This is a genomic window from Extibacter sp. GGCC_0201 (assembly GCF_017566055.1).
Taxonomy (GTDB): domain Bacteria; phylum Bacillota; class Clostridia; order Lachnospirales; family Lachnospiraceae; genus Extibacter.
The window spans coordinates 1-19,897 of the sequence record NZ_JABFCH010000024.1 but is presented as its reverse complement, the minus strand read 5'-3'; the positions used below and the strand labels follow the sequence as shown (position 1 = coordinate 19,897).

Here is a 19,897-nt window from a genome sequence, read left to right as displayed (position 1 = left end):
TTATGCTACATTACCATGCCGCCGTCCACGTGGATTACCTGTCCCGTAATATATCCAGACGCCTCTGATGCAAGAAATGCGGCCAGCTTCGCCACATCTTCCGGCCTTCCGAACCTTGCGAGCGGTATCTGTGATACCGTCGACTCTTTTACCTTCTCCGGCAGGGCATCTGTCATGTCTGTCTCGATAAAGCCGGGCGCAATCGCGTTCACCGTAATACCACGGGACGCCAGCTCCTTTGCCGCCGCCTTCGTAAGCCCGATGATGCCAGCTTTAGACGATGCATAGTTTGCCTGGCCTGCATTGCCGGCAACGCCTACGACAGAGGACAGGTTGATGATTCTCCCGCTCTTCTGCTTCAGCATCTGGCGGGAAGCGAAACGAATCGTATTGAATGCTCCTTTTAAATTGACATCGATCACTTTGTCGAAGTCTTCTTCGGACATCTTCATCAACAGTCCGTCCTTTGTAATGCCTGCATTATTGACGAGAATATCCAGGCTTCCAAACTGCTTCACGATACCTTGAACCAGCTCTTCGCATTTGGCAAAGTCAGAAATATTACACTGATATATCTCTGCCCTTCCGCCTCTGCTCTCTATCTCCTGCTTCAAATCCATGGCCTTATCCTGGGAGCCGTTATAGTTAATTACCACTATGGCGCCTCCCTTGGCAAGCTCCAGGGCAATCGCCCTTCCTATGCCACGCGCTCCTCCTGTGACCAGTGCTACTTTTCCTTCCATGCCGTGCCTCCTTCTAAATCAATCTGCAAGCGCTGATTACCGTCTCCATGTCAGCCCATTCTGCAATGTTATATACCGTTACAGCCCGGTTGATCTTCTTCATGAATCCGGCCAGCGTCCTGCCCGGCCCGATTTCTATAAATGTATCCACCCCGTCAGCTATCATCGTCTCCACGCTCTGCTGCCAGCGCACCGGCATGCTTACCTGTTCCGCAAGCAGTGCTTTTGTCTGTGCGATGTCCGCCACCTTTTTAGCGGTTACGTTCGTCACATACGGTACCGTCAGCTCATGAAGCTCAACCTTTTTAAGCTCTGCCGCAAGCCTGCTGCCTGCATCCTTCAGCATCGGCGAATGGAACGGGCCGCTTACATTAAGCGCGACCGCCCTTTTTGCCCCTGCAGCTTTCAGTGCGTCACAAGCCTCTTCTACCGCTCTTGCCTCTCCGGTAATGACAATCTGACCCGGACAGTTATAATTGGCAATCGTAACCCCGGGCATATCTTCCATCACCTGCTCAATGGCTTCCCCTGCCATACCGAGGATAGCCGCCATGGCTCCCTCTCCCGCAGGCACGGTATTCTGCATCAGTATGCCGCGCTTACGCACAAGACGGATAGCGTCCATAACATCCATCCCTCCCGCAGCTGCGATGGCGCAATACTCACCGAGGCTTAAGCCTGCGGTGACAGTTGGGGTCAGGCCCCCCTTTGCCACATCTTTCAAAGTCTCCGTTATGGCAAGGCACGTCGTCACGAGCGCCGCCTGTGTATATTCTGTCAGATCAAGTTTTTCATTTTCCTTAAAGCACAGTGCTTTCATGTCCAGTCCGAGTGCCTCGGAGGCTTTATCGTATATGTCTCGGGCGATGGGGCTGTTCTCATAGAAATCTGCGCCCATCCCTGCTTTCTGGGAACCCTGTCCCGGATAGATATATGCAATCTTACTCATACACTTTCGCTCCCTTTACCAGCGCGTCCGTCTCGCTCACCAGCTTCTGAATCAGCTCCTTACAGGACATTCTTTCTTTTACCATTCCTGCAATCTGTCCTGCCATGACGCTTCCGTTCTTCACATCGCCGTCCACAACCGCTTTCCTCAGGCCGCCAAGCGTAAGGTACTCCAGTTCCTCAAAACTTGCTCCGTTATTTTCCAGTTCGATATATTTCTTTGTCATCTCGTTGCGAAGGGCCCGCACCGGATGTCCGGTCGTTCTGCCTGTCACTCTGGAATCGATATCCTTCGCCTTGATGATTCTCTCTTTGTAATTGTCATGTACGATGGACTCATCTGTCACTACAAAATGTGTCCCCATCTGTATCCCCTGTGCACCGAGCATAAATGCCGCGGCCGCGCCTCTGCCGTCCGCGATACCTCCCGCGGCGATGACAGGGATATGTACCGCATCCACAATCTGCGGCACAAGCACCATCGTCGTATTTTCGCCGATGTGCCCGCCTGCTTCGCATCCTTCTGCTACGACGGCATCTGCTCCGCAGCGTTCCATACGTTTTGCAAGGGCTACAGAAGCAACCACAGGAATCACCTTCACTCCTGCCTCTTTCCACATTTTCATGTATTTTTCAGGATTTCCGGCTCCGGTCGTGACAACTTTCACGCCTTCTTCTACGATTACCTTAGCCACTTCATCCGCATATGGGCTCATGAGCATGATATTCACTCCGAACGGCTTATCTGTCAGCTTTTTAGCCTCTCTGACCTGGTCTCTCACCCAGTCTGCCGGAGCACTTGCCGCACCGATAAGTCCAAGTCCGCCGGCCTCGGATACTCCTGCTGCCAGATGATATTCGGCGACCCAGGCCATGCCTCCCTGGATGATCGGATATTCAATTCCCAATAATCTGGTTACTTCTGTCTTCATACTGCCAACCTCGCTTTATTCGTTCTGTTTATTTGTGTGCTTCTACGTATTTGATAACATCGCCTACTGTTGCAATCTGCTCCAGATCTTCCGTCGGAATCTCCACACCGAACTCTTCTTCCAGCGCCATCACCAGCTCAAATAAGTCAAGAGAGTCTGCGCCCAGGTCATCTTTGAAGGAAGAAGCCTCTGTAATCGTGCTCTCCTCTACTCCTAAGTTGTCTGCTACCATTGATTTAATCTTTTCTAACATCGTCGATCTCCTTTATATACATTTTTTATATAGTTTCGCCAGTAGGCGTAACTTACTGCCATTCAAGGACGCTTGCTCCCCAGGAAAGGCCTGCGCCGAATCCTGCGATAATAATCCGTTGTCCTTTTTTCAACCGTCCGTCTCTGCTCATTTCATCCAATAATATTGGAATGCTTGCAGATGACGTGTTACCGTATTCCTGAAGATTCATAGGAAATTTTTCCATATCTTCTCCGAGCCTTTTTGCAACTGCTTCTACAATCCGCTTATTCGCCTGATGGAGGACATAATAGTCAATATCCTGCGTGGCCAGTTCATTTATATCCAATACCTCACGAATCACTTCCGGAACGCGCCGTGCTGCAAATTTGAACACCGCCTGCCCGTCCATCTGCATATACGTCTCTTCCTCAGGCAGACTCTTCCAGTCCTTTACGTAACGGCTCTTGCATGTTAATGCATCACCTTTCCGTCCGTCAGAATGTGTCACGGTCTGGTACATACGTCCGTTCGCAGCTTTCAGCACCGCCGCTCCCGCACCGTCGCCAAACAGGATACATGTCCCGCGGTCCTGCCAGTTTGTAAGGGTGGACAGGCTCTCACTGCCAATCACAAGAGCACAGTTGTACATACCGCTCGCTATGTATGCCATAGCAGTATTATAAGCAAAGACAAACCCTGAGCAGGCCGCGCCGCCCAGGTCAAAACAGGTCGCATTGACTGCTCCAATAGCCTTTTGTACACAGCAGGCAGCACAGGGAAGGATGACATCAGAAGAAATCGTTGCCACAAGTATCAAATCGATATCCTCCGGTCGGGTCCCTCTGTCCTCAAGAGCGCGCCTTGCTGCCTCTGCAGCCATGGTAACGGTCGTTTCTTCCTGTATGATATGCCGGCGAATGACTCCTGTCCGCTCACGGATCCACTCGTCGCTCGTCTCTACAATTTTTGCCAGGTCATTATTGTCCATTGTATAGGATGGGGTAAAAGAACCCGTTCCGTGTATTACTGCTGCCATATGATTGTCCTCTTGCTATACATTTCAGACGGTTATGTCTGGATTGATGCTTTCCGTTTTATTGTTTTGTGTTTCAATTATTTTGACTTTCAAAGTATATATCTAAAAAATAAGTTTGTCAAGTAGTTTGAGCATCAAAATAATACGACACAAACAGACATTCCGTATTGCTGCTATGTCTATCTGTGAATAATTAATCTTTGAATTTCCTTAACATCTCCCTTAAATATAAACAAGTAAACTATAAACATACCTGCGAATAATACTGTTCCGGCCCACTCTAACAAACTTCCACACAATATAAAAGCTATAACCATAACAGTTTCTGCTACAATAGTTTTTGCACAGCTCCTTTTCATAATCTTACATATCTTAATCTCACCCACACTGCATCTGTATGCCAGTACGATTAAAATGGCAAGCATTGCTCCTATCAGGCTGTCCATAATATATATAGTAAAAAATGACAATACAACTGCCAGTGCAACAGATACGATGTTTATTCTAAATAGTATCTTTTCTTCCCTCAACGTCTTCAGAAAAGTAGATACAAGGACAGAACTCTTGCATTCATACACGCAAATTGGAAGCAAAAATGCAGCATAGCTAATGCTGGCTTCATATTGCGGCAGCCACCATATAAGGAGTTTGGTCATAGGATAATAAAATATCATACAACCGAACAAGCCTATCACGACAACACAGTTGATAATTGGGTACAGCCTTGACAGCTCCTTCCTGTCTGCCCTGCGCAGTGCTGGGAACAGCGTGACAGCAACCGCATTGATGCACTGCAGGAATACATTGGCGATGCTGATAGTAAGGGTAACCTCAGCAAAAGTCGTAATACTCCAGTGGTTCTCTATACACCATCTCGTAATACCTATAATTATCGTCCCCGCTAAGGTAGCAAATAAAAGCTTATAACCGCTCTGTATTGCTTTTTTCCCCTCTGCTGCCGCCAACTTTACATCCGCTCTTCCCCGTGACGTAATATCCTTACAACAGAAAATGACATAGACAAGTGACAATACTCTTCCCACTGTATCCAGCAGGATGAGCAGAAGATAGCTTTTCAAGCCACATAGCACTGCTATAATACTGAGACCAACCGAAACCCCTCTCCATATTACGATTGTCAAACTGTATTCTTTTATTCTGTTTGTCGCCTGAATAATAAACTGCAGATATCTCCAGATATTAACGACAGCACCTGCAAAGCAAGAGAATGAAAAGACTATTTTCTTCTCCGGTGTCATAGGACATATAAGGACTACTACAAATAATACTGAAAAGACGATTGTCATAAATACAGAAAGCAGACGGTATTGCGCTGAGAGGCTCTTTTTATCAATATCATGATATGACATACCCCCAATTTCCAGATAGGTCCCTTCCGGCCATCCTAATGCTGCAATGGAACTGTAAGTGACATAAAATATGTATAATTGATAGTACCCATAGGCATCTACGCCGATAAACTTTGGAATAATCAGCATTGCCGCCATCCCGAGTATAACAGATATGACGTTAGCCCCGACACTATATGAAAGATTGGTTATAAATTTACTATATTTTATCTTCAATTGTACTTCCTTCGCTGTTCTCTCCGGGTATTCTCTCGCAGATACTGCAAGGAATATTCTCGTTGTATTCTTAATTGCTCATCAATATATTTCCAGTCAATCTCTCTCGTTAAAACCTGCTGGAAGTTTTCTACACATGCGTCTGTCTTGTGTTCAGAAAGCCCGGTCTTTTTCAAAAGGCCTTTCTGACGGTTATTGTTCACCGTCTTTTTCCCTGATGTATCAGTCCTGTCAAGAACAACGAACTTCTTGTGGAAAAGAAGAGAAAAGCACAGACCGTGAAAGCTGTCCGTAAAAACGATGTCTGCATTACTAATCAGAGATAACCATTCCTGAGGACCTGCCTCATATATCTTAATATGCGCAAAGTGTTCATCTTCTTTCTTATAATGGCCCTGTGCATGGGGAATGGACAGGATTTTTATCCTCTCTTTATCACAGTAATCCCTGATTGCCTTTCTCTGCTTCTTATCCACGCCAATAAGGTATACAAAAGCGTACCTCTCATACTTTCTTTCATCAGATCCACTTCCAACTTTTTTCCACTCATCACCGCTTAAAAGCAGCGTCGGGTCAAGAGATACTACACACTGTCTGCTGCAATTTTGTTCAATAATCTTTTTCGCTTCATATTCTCTTACAGATATCTCATCCAGTCCTTCAAGCGCATACTGCAGATATTCCGCCTCCTTGTCCGTCAGCAGTTCTACCCCCATAGAAGCAGCATAGGATATCTTCTTTGTTTTTTTCCCTGCAAATTTTAAAAAGTAGATGTCGTTCCAGGAGCATGGATTCCATATCTGGTCGCTTCCGGCAACTATAATGTTGTAATTATCTCTACATTCTTTGATGCTGCTTTCATCGTATGAGGCGCTATGCGGTATCTTCTCCATAAATTTTTCAAAGTTTTCGACTCTGTTTCTTATTCCAACTCTGATGTGAGGGATAGTTAAACGAATCGCTTTCAAACCTGCTTTTCTCTTTAAAATGCTGATTATTTCCGACATCTGCAATTTTTTTATCTTGTGGATAACCAAATCTTTATAGTTTTGGCAATAATCAATTACTTCCGTATCATATCCCAGCTTTTCCATTACTTTAACCATGGCATAGGCCTGCAGTATCCCTCCATAATTATAATTTTTATGATATAATGTTATAATTCCACACTTTTCCATAGTAATTCACCTTTTATCCCTATTGCCAAAAGAACATATATGGCATCGTATCCCCTATGTTATTTATATTTAATCTTAAAACATACTGAAGCCCGATGAGCGAGTAAAATATTCCGTTCATCAGCGTTTTATTCTTTATAAACCTCATGTTTTCTGTTACATATGGCACGAACAGTATAAGCACCGGACTAAACAGAAACGACACTCTGGAAAATATCTCCAGCCGAAAAGACAGCCAGTAAAACTCTAATTCCAGAATAAAGGTCCACAAGTATAAATTAAAAGTACTGTCTGTTTTTTTAAAATCCGTTACTACCAGTATAAAAATAAATATAAGTACATGGAAAATAAACACGGCTCCATTCGTAATCTGTGATGTCGCAAGGTATCTACGATAAACTTCCGGCACAAACAGACTTATTACCGGGAGCAGTCTGTCATAAAGCATAAGCAGAACACCGCCTGCACCAAATAACACGGCTGCCCGGAATCTGGTCAGCCTTATCTTAGGAAGAAAATATAGGATGCCAAATATAAATACGCTTTGATGCATCTGCATGGCCAGTACAATCATCGCCAGATACTTCCATATCTTTCTTTCCATTATAAAGCAGTAGCTGCCTAGCACAATCAGGCACGCGATACTGCTTGGCATCATATTCAGAGCCGTCTGATAAATCCCGAGGGAAATATACAAAAAAAGGCTGAGAACAGGTTTTACAGAATATTTCTTTACCATGATAGCCAATGCGGCAAATAATAAGATACTGTTACATACCGTAATTGTCTGCCCCGACTCAAAGAAAAATCCAAGCAGTTTGTTATATATCATATAACCTGTTTCAATCAGATATCTGTCTGCATAATAACTCAAATCCTTCCACGTATGCAGTTGTGCTATATTTTCATAATACGCATAGTAGTTCTTCGTATCAGCTCCTACCGTTATCCCTCTCAAAACTGCAATTAAGGCAAGCAATATTATTGCAAGCCAAAAGGATATATCAAGCCCTGCTATCTTATACTGTCTTCGGTTACACCCATTTATTGCCAGAAGCGAAATCGCAATAAAGCTCGCTAAATATATCGTCATCTCTTAACCTCGATACTTAATCCAAAACCACTCTTTCGCAGTCTTTGGTTTTTTTATCGCCTTTCCACGGAACACCATCTGTATAATCGACAATCTTTTCTCTATAGCTGTCGTAACCTCCAATAACCTTGGCCGGTACTCCGCCGACTACAGACCCGTCAGGTATATTCCCTGTGACAAGGCTGCCCGCAGCTATAATAACATTATCCCCAATCGCTCTTTTATATTCATCTCTCAAAAGAAACATCTTTATATAATGATATATTCTTTTATACTTGTCCATTTCAATATCCTATCCATTCATAAGCTTCGTCCATGTTTGTACATTACTCTGGACAGAAAACTTTTCCATTCCATAGTTCCATGCTGCCAGCGACTTCTTTTCTCTCTCTTCAAACGGCAATTCAAAATAATTATTTAATGCATGGCAGAACTCTTCAATATTACCACTTTCTATCAAATCTCCAGAAAAGCCATCTTCAATCTGTTCCCCCATGGCACCAACATCAAAAGCGACAACATATCTGGATGCCTTATATGCATCTATCACGACACCAGACTGCGTTGCAGTCTTATATGGAAGCATTATTACTTCTGCATCTTTAAGATACGAATAATATTCTTCATTGGAAACATAATCAAGAACCAGATTCAGGTTCGGATACGAATCCATTCCCCTCAAATACTTTTCCGCCTCTTCTGTAGCTCTTCCGACAATATCAAATGATATCTGCGGACAGCCTTTTATAATCTCTTCCATATACTCAACACCCTTATACAGATTAATGCGTCCTAAAAACAGAACTTTCCCGGTTTCCCTAAGAGGTATATATTCTCCAAAATCTTTGTAAATATCAATAAATCTTATGTTTGAACGCTTCACCTTGTATGCATGGGAAAGATAATCAATATATTTTCTGCTATGGACGACAACATAATCAGCGAATATACCTATAAGTCTGTTAAATATACGTAATATTTTTGCCTGCCTGTCACCTTCGTGAGGGATAATATCGTGTATTACATGGAATTTCTTCACTTTCCTTAAGAATACAAGAAGTGGGAGATTCCACACATGTAACGATTCTAAATAAATGGTATCTATATGTAATTTCTTAATTATACGAACTATTTTCAAGTATTCTCTGACACGGAAAGTTCCCTTACATATTCCCGGTCTTTTCGGTGCATCAACAAAAAAATTATGACTGTCAAATTGAACCTCATATTTAGGATTCTGGATGCCAATCGTATATATGTTAGATTTATCCGTGAGCTCCCGGTATAAGGAATAGATTATCTCCTGGTGATCCATATTGTCAGAAAAACTTATGATAGCAACTCTCAATTCCGCTTCACGCTCCTTGCTTTTTGTACTTACATTTCCAATATTCCAGCATTTCTTTTACAGTCTGTTCAAGATTAACCCGCTGCTCCCATCCGGTATCTTTTTTGAGCTTTTCAACATCACCCACGATAATCCTTTCGTCTGTCGGGCGCAGCAGTTTTTTATCCACATGAAGTTGGAATTGTATCTTCAGCTCATTCTCAATCATATGTATGATGTCACTGATTTTATAGACCTTTTCAGATGATATATTGTATACTTCCCCGGCCTTCCCTTTTTCTGCGAGAGCCCTTAGCGCCGCAATCAGATCTTTTACATCCATTATTGCCCGCTCTGTATTGATATTGCCGACTGATAATACTGGATTTTCACAGTTCACATACAACTGTTCTATGGCTCTTTTTGTAAAATCAGATGTGACATCGTTTCTCTTCCTCGTTCCCGTAGTATTAAAAATTCTTGCCCTGATTGTCCTGATGCCATCGTTGGCAAAATACTGGTAAGCAAGCAGGTCTTGCCCCACCTTGCTTACTCCATATGGATGCAGCGGCTTTAACTGCACACTTTCTTTTACCTTTTCATTATCCATCTCCTCCAGCGTCTGCCCATACTCTGCACTGGAACATGCCACTATAACTACAGGGTTATAATGAGGGCAGTCTTTCCGGATCTCTTTTATAGTCTCAAATACTGCTATCGTACCACCAATATTAATATCCATCGTCTCATAAGGCTTGTCCCAGGATACTGTCGGATAGCTCTGTGCCGCCAGATGATAAATCTGGTCCGGCATATAATGCTTAATAATTTTCTCAATGTTTTTCGGATAGCGGACATCACACTCTATCATTTTAATATCATCAGAGATTTCACACATATCTACGGTTGGTTTATAATAGGTTCCTATTACCTCTATCCCTTCCCAGGCCATTATCTCTGCCATGTGTGATCCGACCATTCCACCTGCACCCGTAATCAAAACTGCCATTTTAAATTCTCCTCTCAAAAAACTCATCTTCCAACATCAGACACAAACTGTGATAGACAGGCAGATGAAGCTCTTGTATCAGATACGTTTCAGTCTCTGGTACTTTAATCGCCACATCCGCAGCACTGCCCAAATATCCACCATCCTTTCCAGTCAGACCTATCACTTTCATTCCTTTTGCCTTTGCGGCAATGACTGCATATTTTATATTGACTGCATTTCCGGATGTCGATATCCCCCACAGCACATCTTCTGTCTGCCCATATCCCCATACCTGCTGCGCATATACCAGGTTTCCGTCTACATCATTGGCAAATGCGCTGCACAGTGACAGGTGGTTCCCTAGCGCAATTGTCGGCAACGCTTCCTGCAGGCTGTCTGCAAGCGTACTTCCCATATCATTATCGATATTGCATAACTTTTCGCGCATTTCAAATGTCAGCAACCTCCTGGACTCGAACCCTTTCATCAGTTCTCCCACAATATGTTCTGCGTCTGCGGCACTGCCCCCATTACCTCCTACCAGTGTCTTGCCTCCGCTAATATAACAGTTCTTCAGCAGTTCAAATGCTTTTTCTATTTCCTGTCTTACAATATGTAATTTGGGGTATCGGTCAATTAAAAAATCCATCCTCTGTTGCTGTCTCTTATTCATGCTTCATCCTCTTTCATTGCAGAATATCCTGAATGCAGCAAAGTAAATCCGTATATTCCTCACCTTTTCCTATTTTTGCTGTTTTGGATCCTGCCGCTTTCCCCGCTTCCACGTCTGTTTCACTGTCTCCAATCATCCACGACCTGCTCAAATCGATGTTATAATCTTCTGCAGCACGCAGGAGTAAGCCCGGGCTCGGTTTTCTACATTCGCACTTTACTTTATATTCCTCCCGCTCCCCTTCATAGCCCTTATCGGGATGATGGGGACAGTAATAAAGTGCGTCTATATAAGCCCCCCCTCTGCCTAACAGTGTCTCCATCTTATTGTGGATCTCTTCTAATTCCTCTATGGTAGCTTCTCCCCTGGCAACCACAGGCTGGTTTGTAACCACTATCGCCAGATAGCCTGACTTGTTGATTCTCCGTATTGCTGCTTCTACCCCTGATATTAATTTAAAATCGTCTATGTGTTTTAAAAAGCCTGCATATTCGTTGATTGTCCCGTCTCTGTCCAGAAATATGGCCCTTTGTTTCTCCCTCAGATTTTTTCCCTTTACTTTTCCTGACAGGATATCCATTTCAACTTCAGCCAGCCTCTCAGGAGTTCCCATATCCTTCACATACTCAGGGCTGTCATATGCATACAGCATTCCCTGGGGAATCAGTTGTTTTAATACATCTCTGTCCATATCCATCTTTTTGAGCTCTCTCATCTCATACAATATCTGTGGGGATAATATATGCAAGCCGGCATTCACTCTGTTTTTGTACCATTTCCGCTCATCTTCTTTGCAGAGCCATTGAAACACGCGTCCGTCCGTGTCTGCTTTTATAATCCCGCTGTCAAAAGGATGGTCGTTAGGATGAATGAAAATTGTGGCTTTTCCTTCTTTTTTTCTGTGATGTTCTACAAATCTTCCAATATCGATATCAAAAATTATGTCTCCGTTTATAAGCAGAAACTCTTCTTCTATTCTATTTTTTAATAAATACAAAGCTCCGGCAGTACCCAGAGGTGTCTGTTCAACTATGTACTCGATCTTCACGCCAAAATCTGTGCCGTCTTTAAAATATGCCTGTATCTGCTCTCCTTTGTAACCAATGACAATAATGATATCTGTATAACCCTGTTTCTCGAGACACTCAATCTGATATTCTAATATAGGCTTTCCCAATATAGTTATCATCGGCTTCGGAACCAGCGCATTCACAGCCGCTATTCTCGTTCCCATTCCGCCTGCCATAATAACGGTTTTCATCTCTTGTCCTCTCTTCCCGGATATTACCTGGCACCCTCCAAATCAAAGCTTTCCGGTGCGTAATAGATTACTCGTGTTCCATCTTCTTCAAACGTAAAAGGGATATATAGAAAATCCTTCAGCATTTGTCTTACATTATCCTGATATTCTGGTTCCACGTAAAATAGTAAGAATCCACCACCGCCTGCTCCCAGCAGCTTTCCACCTACCGCGCCTGCTGATTTTGCTTTTTCATAGCATAAATCGATGACATCGGTCGATACTTTTTCAGATATGTTTCTTTTCAATTTCCAAGTATAGTCAAGCAATCTTCCAAATTCCGTCAAATCCGTCTTTGTTGTCAGCACTTCTTCCGCTACATCTACCAGCTTCAGCATTTCTAACAGCCGGCTCTCCTTCTTTTTGATAGATAACCGGGTTTCTTTCTGTATATCGGACGAAAACCTTGAAAAACCGGTAAAGAACAGCATCAGCCTGTTGTTCAGCTCTTTTTTTCGTTCCAGCTGCAGAATGACAGGACTAACTTTATAGCCGTCTGCTCCAAAATCTATCCGGTTAAACCCGCCATACGATGCCGCAATCTGGTCCTGGATTCCTCCTGCCTCACCACACAGCGTCCTTTCCAGATAAATAGCGTCATCAGCTAATGTCTTCTTAGATACTCTTTTCCCTTTCAAAGCATAAAAGGCATTCAACATGCCTACTGAAAAGGAACTGCTCGTACCCAGTCCTGAACGTGCAGGCAGATCGCCTTCATAGGTCAGACGCAGTTCATACATCTCCAGATATTTCATGGCTTCCCGTATTGCCGGATGTTCAATTTGAGAAATGTCAGTTACTCTTTCTATTTTTGAATATACCAATTCTGACGTATATTCAAAAAACCTGGGCAGATGTCTGACATTAACATAGCAGTACTTATTAAAGCTTGTAGAAAGCACCGCACCGCCATGTTCCTGATAGAATTCCGGGAAGTCTGTGCCCCCGCCGAAAAATGACATCCTGAATGGTGTCTTAGTTGTAATCATCTAAGTATTCTCCTATGTATCATATTAATATTTTTTCACCCTCCGAGATGCACCTGAGGCAGTCCTGCTGCCTTCTTCTATTCCTTCGGTGCTCTCAGGAATAAACAGGATTTTTATTGTCCAGACAATCAGCTTTAAATCCAGCAGTACAGACTGCTCATTGATATATAGCAGATCCAGCCTGAGCTTGTCATATGGTGTTGTATTATACTTCCCAAATACTTGTGCATAGCCCGTCAGACCTGCTTTGACCTTCAGCCTCAGGCCAAATTCAGGAAGCTCTTTCAGATACTCCTCTTCGATTTCCGGTCGTTCAGGCCTTGGTCCTACGATTGACATATCTCCTTTTATGACATTGAGCAGCTGAGGAAATTCATCTATCCTTGTCATCCGAATGAATTTTCCCACAGGTGTTATCCTGGAGTCATTTCTGCTCGCTAACCGGGCCCCTTCTTTTTCAGCATCAACAACCATGCTGCGGAATTTAAATATCTTAAATGTTTTGTGTCCTACGGTCAGCCTCGTCTGTTTATAAAATACCGGGCCTTTGTCATATAGCTTTATGCATAACGCTACAATAAGCAGTACAGGAGACATGATAATCAGGCCACTTAATGCTAGAAGGATATCTGCAAGCCGTTTTGCGGCAGGATAATACCATCGTACCGCCTCCCTCCGTTTACGCATAAAAGGAATATCCAGCGAGTGGGATATTTCATACTCCGATGCCAGAATCTCTTCTATATCCCTTGTGATATATAACTCGACATTTTTATTTTCACAATAGTTTATAAAGTATTTCTTGCATCTGTCACTTACTTCATATAGATATATCTTTTCACAGTTATCGATGGCTTTTCCTATCTCTTGCTTTTCTTCATTTTGCCTAAAGCATCCTGTCAATATATGTACTTTCTTTAATGCCTCAATCTTCTTCACGAGCCGCTCGTAGTCGTTCTTCCCATATATTATAATGGTCCGAATAGGAAGCATGTACTTCATTATCCATCTGTTGAAGCCAAATGTAACAACCATCATACCCGCCAGCTGTATTATAAATATATTAAGGATAGGAATGATGAAAACTGGTTTGTGATAGTATATGGTAGCTTCTACATAAAGAAACATATCTGCCATTCCAAAACACAATAAATGAAAATACGCCAGATCTGTCAGGCGGTATTCACCAATTCTATAAGCATGGTACATTTTAGCCAGCACGTGATAAACGACAGAATACAGTGCGGCTATGAATAATAATTTTATCCGTCCCTCATACCCTTCATCCCACCATGGGCTGTAACTTACATCCCACATAATCATGGCCAGCAAAAAAGCAAACAACAATATAACCAGCTTATAAATAAACTTTATTATTTTAATCTTATCCTGACGTACTTTTTTCATCCACATCACTCTTCTCCGCCCCGCTGCTCTTTTGTATCCTGTTACTTCTCTTCTCTGACGTTCCTCATCTTCTCCGAAATCTGCTGAACCGACTTTTCATCCGGCCACATGACATACAGCGGCTGTAATCCTGATGAATAACACGCTTGGCTATCCCCTTTTCCTGCTGCAGCAGCGGATTCAATCGTCCAAGCTGTTCCATCTGAAATCTGCATATTAATCAACCGCGACATCTCGTCCTGGGTCATATTCGTCTCCACGCAATCACTGATATTCCTTAATATTTCATTTGCGCTTGTCAGGATAGCAGGGGACATCGCTTTTTGTAAGATGGCTGTCAATACAGCCTCCTGATTTTTCCCTCTCTGGTTATCTCCAGATTCAAAGCTATACCGTTCCCTTGAAAATGCCAGCGACTCTTCCCCGTTCAAATGGTTGATGCCCTTCTTGAAGCTGAAGCCCATTGCCTTAAAGTCATAATCAGAATGTACATCTATGCCGCCGAGCGCATCCACAATCGTAATGAGCGAAGTAAAGTTAACCCTTGCATAATAGCTGATGTCAATTCCATATAATTGTTCCAGCGTATTCATGGATACATCCACCCCATATATTCCCGCATGTGTCAGCTTATCCCTCTGCTCACCGGATACCCCTGGAATCTGTACAAAATAATCTCTTGGCGTTGTTGTCAGCAGAATCTTCTTTGTCTTAGGGTTAACGGTCATAATAATGTTAACATCGCTTCTGCTGTTCGTCGTAATCGGGCCAGAGACGTCAATTCCACTTATATAAATATTGAACGGCTCCTCTACATCCGTTTCCTCTGGTTCAATAGGAGTGTCTATTCCATATTGATATAAAATTCTTATCTCGGATGAATAATCCTCTATCGCGTCCTCTAAGATTCCATTAAATGCCTCGTTATAAATGGCAGCATCAATCCGGCCTTTCAGAAGTGCTTCTGCTTCTTCCTGCAAGGTTGCGTACTCTTCCAGCTTCATATCCCTTCCTATTACTTTCTGCACATCTTCAACCATCTTCCGATTGTTATCCTTGTCCACTGCCGTCTGCACGCCGAAACGATAGTTCTTTGCAGCCAAAAGATTCGCGGCCGGATCGTCTTTTTTTACTACCACAATCATGTTATCGGTCTTATAAGAAGCTCCCCCTACATCTTTCATAATCTGGGCCGCCTGCATCGTATAAAATAAACCACCTGCCAGACAGATGCTGATAAGGGCACTCAAGACAATCCCCACTATATTTAATTTGCTCTTTACACACTGTACTCCAAAGCAGAACCCGAACAGTACAAGAAGCAATATAACCATTGATACAATATATTTTGCGGGTAGTAATCCACTGTTCCAGACAACAGCAATCAGCCCAACTGACAATAGAAGCTGGATTAGCGCAATGAACTTGCCTGCCATGTGTCTGCCTTTCTTTTTCTTTGATTGGATATGCTTTTCCATATGTATTCTCCACTTCTTATTGTACGGTCAAACTAAAAGTCTTAACGTCAGATGTGTTTCCTTCGCTGTCGCTTACGTAGATTCTGAGTTCATATGTCCCCGCTGTATTTACATCATAATTACCATCTGCATGAATATGCCGGTACAACGTATTTTTATCATCTTTGTCATCTACTACGTCTTTTACAAAACGTGTGGCATCAAAGACATCTCCCGCTTTAATCTGTGCACTATCAGCAGTCAAGGCGATTGCCGGCCTGATACCATCCGGTTTTAACTCCTCTTCTTCACCATCTGGACCTGCATCCACATCAGCATCATCTTTCTCATCATCCTGGCTGTCAGATGTCTCACTGTTTTTCTTATCCTGCGTATCTGTCGGAATATTCTGAACATACTCAACCTTACGGACAGCAGTACCGACGTTCTTATCTCTGTCCAGCACGCCATAATATACTACTGCTTTTCCGTTATCCAACGGTATGACTCTGTCAACAAATACCCTGTCCGTCAAATCGCCATCGTGGCTGTCTTTTGCCGAAACCCCTTTCAGAAGACTACTATAGTCCGCGCCTTCTGCATAGGTTATCTCTATCTCTTCCACACTGACCACCGGCGGATTATTATCTTCACGCATGGACAGCATCACCGATACGGCACCGAGCACGACACAGCCCGCCGCCAGCACCAAGACCAATAACTGTTGCTTCATCTTAAGTTATCCTCTACTTTTTCCCATATTCTCCGTAATATTTGCCATAATACTTGCCGTAATATTTATTCTGCTTCATATTCACCTTATTTAACACGACACCGAGGATGGAACAGTTGGATTTCTCCAGCTGTTCTTTCACGACACGTGCAAATTTGTAGCTAATTGCATTCGCTGCTATAACTAGCACTGCCGCATCACAGACTGTGGCTACAATGGCACTGTCAATCACGCTCCCCAATGGTGGGGCATCAATGATTATGTAATCGTATACCTTTCTCGCGCTGGCCATCAGAGAACTGAAACGCTTATAGCCGAGCAGTTCAGCCGGGTTTGGAGGGGTAACTCCGGAAAATATCACCATCATGCCTGGTTCCTGAGTCTTGTAGATGATATCATCTACCTCAGACTGCCCGGACAGGAAATGGCTGAGTCCTTTCAGGTCTCCATTTACCTTATGCCTTCCCATCAATACCGACTTTCGCAGATCCGCATCTATAAAGAGTACCCGCTTGCCTCCTTCTGCGAGGGACTGAGCGAGAGATAGTGAAACTGTACTTTTCCCTTCATTAGGTGTGCAGCTTGTAAATACTATCACTTTATTGTCTGCGCCCGAAAACTCTACATTCGTACGAAGGGTCTTATACGCTTCATTACTACGGTAGTCCTTCCCCATATTCTTCAAATATATTTCCTGCATGATATAGCCTTCCTCCTTACTGTTTCATTTTTCTAACAAATTTTTTGGCAGACATGCCCTTTACTTTCTTGGATTTTTTTACCCCTTCCTGAATCGGAATGGAAGTCAGGACATTAAGGCCAAGATAGTGCTCTACATCATCGGGCGTCTTAATCGTATCATCCAATACAAAAATAAGCACAATAATTGCCAGTGCAATAAGGATTCCCAGCATTCCACCAATCGCCATATTTTTGGCAAGGCTCGGCGACGATGGCTCTTTGGGAAGATTTCCCTCTTCAAATGTATTGACCGAATCTGCATCCATAATCTCTGTAATCTGGATGCTGACGGATTCTCTCAGTGCATCTGCAATTTCTTTTGCCGTCTTCGGATCCTGATTCTCGACAACAATGGTCAGTATCCTCGTATCTGTCGGCGTTTCAACAGTAATCAGGCGTTCCAGCTCTTCTATCTCCATATCCAGATTAAGTACCGCAATCACCTGCTCCAGAACCGGCCTGCTTTTCACCAGTTCCATATAATCTTTCGTAAGCTGTGTCCCTGTCTGTATATCACTGTAAGTTACGCCTGCACTGCTGTCCTGCTTTGTCAGGACATACATCTTAGTCGTAGATGAATACAACGGTGTAATAAATACCTTTGTTCCTACAAACGCAAGCAATGCCATAAATATTCCCGCCAGAATGACAAGATGTATCTTGTTCCACACGGCCAGAAACAATTCTGTAAGGTCTATATTGACGTCATCATTCTCAAAATCTTTATTTATAATACTGTTATATTTCATTTTCAACCCTTCTCTTCAGCATTCCCTTGGCATTGCCGAAGAATATCCTCCTCACATAGTCTTCTCCATACCTTTTTCCCACATAATCTGCCGCTTTTTTCATTCTGGGTGCCCGGTGTATGGCGCCATGTGCGTCCGTACCGACACAGAATACCAGATTACGGTCCATAAGTTCCTTCACATATTTTCTTATCTTTCTTCCACTATCTCCTGTAATGCTTCCTGCATTAATCTGGATCAGCGTACCCATTTCCCACAAATGTTCTGCATAGACTACATTCTCGACAAGACAGTGGTACCTTTCCACATGAGCCAGGATAACCTCGTACCCGTTCATCTGAAGCTGTTGGATTCCCTGCAGGATATATGTGTATGTATCAGAAGGGGAGAATTCGACGAGAACGATATCCCTCTTGTTCATACTCAACACTCTTCCCTTCTTTAATTTTTCAGGTATATCCTGTCCAAAATAAATCTCTGTCCCGAGATATACACGGAACCGTGCATCAATCCTGTGCGCCGCTCTCCTTACTGCCTTCAATCTTTCAAACAGTATCTCCGGGTGTTCTCTGCCTCTTCTTGGATGATAGTGGGGTGTGGCAATCATACAGCGGATGCCCTCGTCATAAGCAATTTTAAGCATCTTCTCCATCTCTTCTATGCTTTTGGCCCCGTCATCAACCTCAGGCAGTATATGGCAGTGCATATCTATATAGCCGCCCATAAATCTTCCTTTCTAATACTTCTTTCTACAAGATGTACGCTATGGTCATGGCAGAAAAAACTGCCTCCTTTCCCGTCCATCATCTTGTAGAGTATGCTAAAGTACACCTTAGTACACCTTAGTACACACAAAAATACTTGCTTTTAGCCTGAAAAAAGGTATAATAGATATAGTAATTTTACATAAAAAAAGCACTTCTATCGAAGTACTTTAAGGTGTACTTTTGCATATTTTTTAAACAGAAGGTATCTGGCTGGCAAAATATTCTACAAATCAAGCTGCTTAATCTGGTTGAAGAAATAGCTCCTGCTGACCCCAAGCCTTTCGAGTGCCTGCTGGCATGTGATTTCCTTTTCTCTCCATTTCACGACCGTTTCCCGAAAGCCTTCCGGAAGCGGCTTTTTTTCTCTTCCAAACCTGACTCCTCTTGCTTTCGCCGCTGCAATCCCCTCCGCCTGGCGCTGCCTGATATTTTCCCTCTCAGTCTGTGCCACATAGGAGAGTATCTGCAGTACAAGGTCCGCAATAAAGGTCCCCGTAAGGTCATCCCCCCTCGTCCTCGTGTCAAGCAGAGGCATATCTATGACAACGACATCTGCACCAATCTGCTTTGTCAGCACCCGCCACTGTTCTAATATCTCATTGTAGTTTCTGCCCAGCCTGTCTATGCTCTTTACAAACAGGACATCTTCACTTTTCAGCCTTTTCAGCAGCCTCCGGTATGCAGGCCTTTCGAAGTCCTTTCCACTTTGCTTGTCAATAAAAAGGCGGCTCCGGGGAATTTCATATTCCGCCAGAGCCGCCAGCTGCCTTGCTTCGTTCTGATCTTTTGATGATACTCTGATGTAGCCAAACGTATTTGACATGCGGATAACCCTCCCTTATTCTATTGAGAAACCATTTGTATGTATTTCTCTATTTTAGGAGCATTAATCCACTAATTTCTACTGTAAATTTTTTCCAACTTCTTGTCCCCTTGGACTTCCGGCCACGCCGCCGATGCCTGTCTCCCTTAGGCTGACATCCATCTTCTCGCCCACTTCGCGCATGGCATC

The 19,897-nt window shown here is 43.4% G+C and carries 21 protein-coding genes; all 21 read right to left on the bottom strand.

Annotated elements, in window-relative coordinates:
• Positions 1-5: 5 nt before the first annotated feature.
• On the bottom strand, positions 6-743 hold the full coding sequence (gene fabG / locus HJV72_RS14905; protein ID WP_208072080.1) for a 3-oxoacyl-[acyl-carrier-protein] reductase: 738 nt from the start codon (positions 741-743) through the stop codon (positions 6-8).
• Positions 744-756: 13 nt separating this feature from the next.
• Complete coding sequence (gene fabD, locus HJV72_RS14900) at positions 757-1,692, bottom strand: ACP S-malonyltransferase (RefSeq protein ID WP_208072078.1); 936 nt, start codon at positions 1,690-1,692, stop codon at positions 757-759.
• On the bottom strand, positions 1,685-2,623 hold the full coding sequence (gene fabK / locus HJV72_RS14895) for an enoyl-[acyl-carrier-protein] reductase FabK (RefSeq protein ID WP_117770676.1): 939 nt from the start codon (positions 2,621-2,623) through the stop codon (positions 1,685-1,687). Before fabK ends, fabD begins: the two co-directional genes overlap by 8 nt.
• A 28-nt stretch (positions 2,624-2,651) precedes the next feature.
• A complete protein-coding gene (locus HJV72_RS14890) occupies positions 2,652-2,876 on the bottom strand; it encodes an acyl carrier protein (protein WP_208072076.1) in 225 nt (74 codons plus the stop codon).
• 52 nt (positions 2,877-2,928) lie between these two features.
• Entirely contained in the window at positions 2,929-3,894 is a 966-nt protein-coding gene (locus HJV72_RS14885) for a beta-ketoacyl-ACP synthase III (RefSeq protein ID WP_208072074.1), read from the bottom strand.
• A gap of 179 nt (positions 3,895-4,073) precedes the next feature.
• Positions 4,074-5,480: a hypothetical protein gene (locus tag HJV72_RS14880; protein WP_208072072.1), complete on the bottom strand. Its 1,407-nt coding sequence runs from the start codon at positions 5,478-5,480 to the stop codon at positions 4,074-4,076.
• Complete coding sequence (locus HJV72_RS14875) at positions 5,477-6,658, bottom strand: polysaccharide pyruvyl transferase family protein (RefSeq protein WP_208072070.1); 1,182 nt, start codon at positions 6,656-6,658, stop codon at positions 5,477-5,479. Before HJV72_RS14875 ends, HJV72_RS14880 begins: the two co-directional genes overlap by 4 nt.
• A gap of 19 nt (positions 6,659-6,677) precedes the next feature.
• Complete coding sequence (locus HJV72_RS14870) at positions 6,678-7,751, bottom strand: EpsG family protein (protein WP_208072068.1); 1,074 nt, start codon at positions 7,749-7,751, stop codon at positions 6,678-6,680.
• Between the two features lie 16 nt (positions 7,752-7,767).
• The gene (locus HJV72_RS14865) at positions 7,768-8,034 is read right to left on the bottom strand and encodes an acyltransferase (protein ID WP_208072066.1); all 267 of its coding nucleotides are present in this window, start codon (positions 8,032-8,034) and stop codon (positions 7,768-7,770) included.
• A 9-nt stretch (positions 8,035-8,043) separates the two neighbouring features.
• Complete coding sequence (locus HJV72_RS14860) at positions 8,044-9,099, bottom strand: glycosyltransferase family 4 protein (RefSeq protein ID WP_208072064.1); 1,056 nt, start codon at positions 9,097-9,099, stop codon at positions 8,044-8,046.
• A gap of 7 nt (positions 9,100-9,106) precedes the next feature.
• A complete protein-coding gene (locus tag HJV72_RS14855) occupies positions 9,107-10,087 on the bottom strand; it encodes a GDP-mannose 4,6-dehydratase (RefSeq protein WP_208072062.1) in 981 nt (326 codons plus the stop codon).
• Between the two features lies 1 nt (position 10,088).
• The gene (locus HJV72_RS14850; protein WP_208072060.1) at positions 10,089-10,742 is read right to left on the bottom strand and encodes a D-sedoheptulose-7-phosphate isomerase; all 654 of its coding nucleotides are present in this window, start codon (positions 10,740-10,742) and stop codon (positions 10,089-10,091) included.
• A 13-nt stretch (positions 10,743-10,755) separates the two neighbouring features.
• A complete protein-coding gene (locus tag HJV72_RS14845; RefSeq protein WP_208072058.1) occupies positions 10,756-12,003 on the bottom strand; it encodes an HAD-IIIA family hydrolase in 1,248 nt (415 codons plus the stop codon).
• Between the two features lie 23 nt (positions 12,004-12,026).
• The gene (locus HJV72_RS14840) at positions 12,027-13,031 is read right to left on the bottom strand and encodes a GHMP family kinase ATP-binding protein (protein WP_208072056.1); all 1,005 of its coding nucleotides are present in this window, start codon (positions 13,029-13,031) and stop codon (positions 12,027-12,029) included.
• 24 nt (positions 13,032-13,055) lie between these two features.
• Positions 13,056-14,438: an exopolysaccharide biosynthesis polyprenyl glycosylphosphotransferase gene (locus tag HJV72_RS14835; protein WP_208072054.1), complete on the bottom strand. Its 1,383-nt coding sequence runs from the start codon at positions 14,436-14,438 to the stop codon at positions 13,056-13,058.
• A gap of 41 nt (positions 14,439-14,479) precedes the next feature.
• On the bottom strand, positions 14,480-15,916 hold the full coding sequence (locus tag HJV72_RS14830) for an LCP family protein (protein WP_243765659.1): 1,437 nt from the start codon (positions 15,914-15,916) through the stop codon (positions 14,480-14,482).
• 16 nt (positions 15,917-15,932) lie between these two features.
• Complete coding sequence (locus tag HJV72_RS14825) at positions 15,933-16,628, bottom strand: hypothetical protein (RefSeq protein WP_208072052.1); 696 nt, start codon at positions 16,626-16,628, stop codon at positions 15,933-15,935.
• 13 nt (positions 16,629-16,641) lie between these two features.
• Entirely contained in the window at positions 16,642-17,328 is a 687-nt protein-coding gene (locus HJV72_RS14820) for a CpsD/CapB family tyrosine-protein kinase (protein WP_208072050.1), read from the bottom strand.
• 16 nt (positions 17,329-17,344) lie between these two features.
• Positions 17,345-18,118 (bottom strand): YveK family protein, encoded by a 774-nt coding sequence (locus HJV72_RS14815; RefSeq protein ID WP_208072048.1) that lies wholly within the window; start codon positions 18,116-18,118, stop codon positions 17,345-17,347.
• Positions 18,108-18,842, bottom strand: coding sequence for a CpsB/CapC family capsule biosynthesis tyrosine phosphatase (locus HJV72_RS14810; RefSeq protein ID WP_208072046.1), 735 nt, complete (start codon positions 18,840-18,842; stop codon positions 18,108-18,110). The genes HJV72_RS14815 and HJV72_RS14810 overlap by 11 nt, the downstream gene beginning before the upstream one ends.
• A 266-nt stretch (positions 18,843-19,108) precedes the next feature.
• Positions 19,109-19,708, bottom strand: a complete 600-nt coding sequence (locus tag HJV72_RS14805; RefSeq protein ID WP_208072044.1) for a recombinase family protein — start codon at positions 19,706-19,708, stop codon at positions 19,109-19,111.
• Positions 19,709-19,897: the final 189 nt, after the last annotated feature.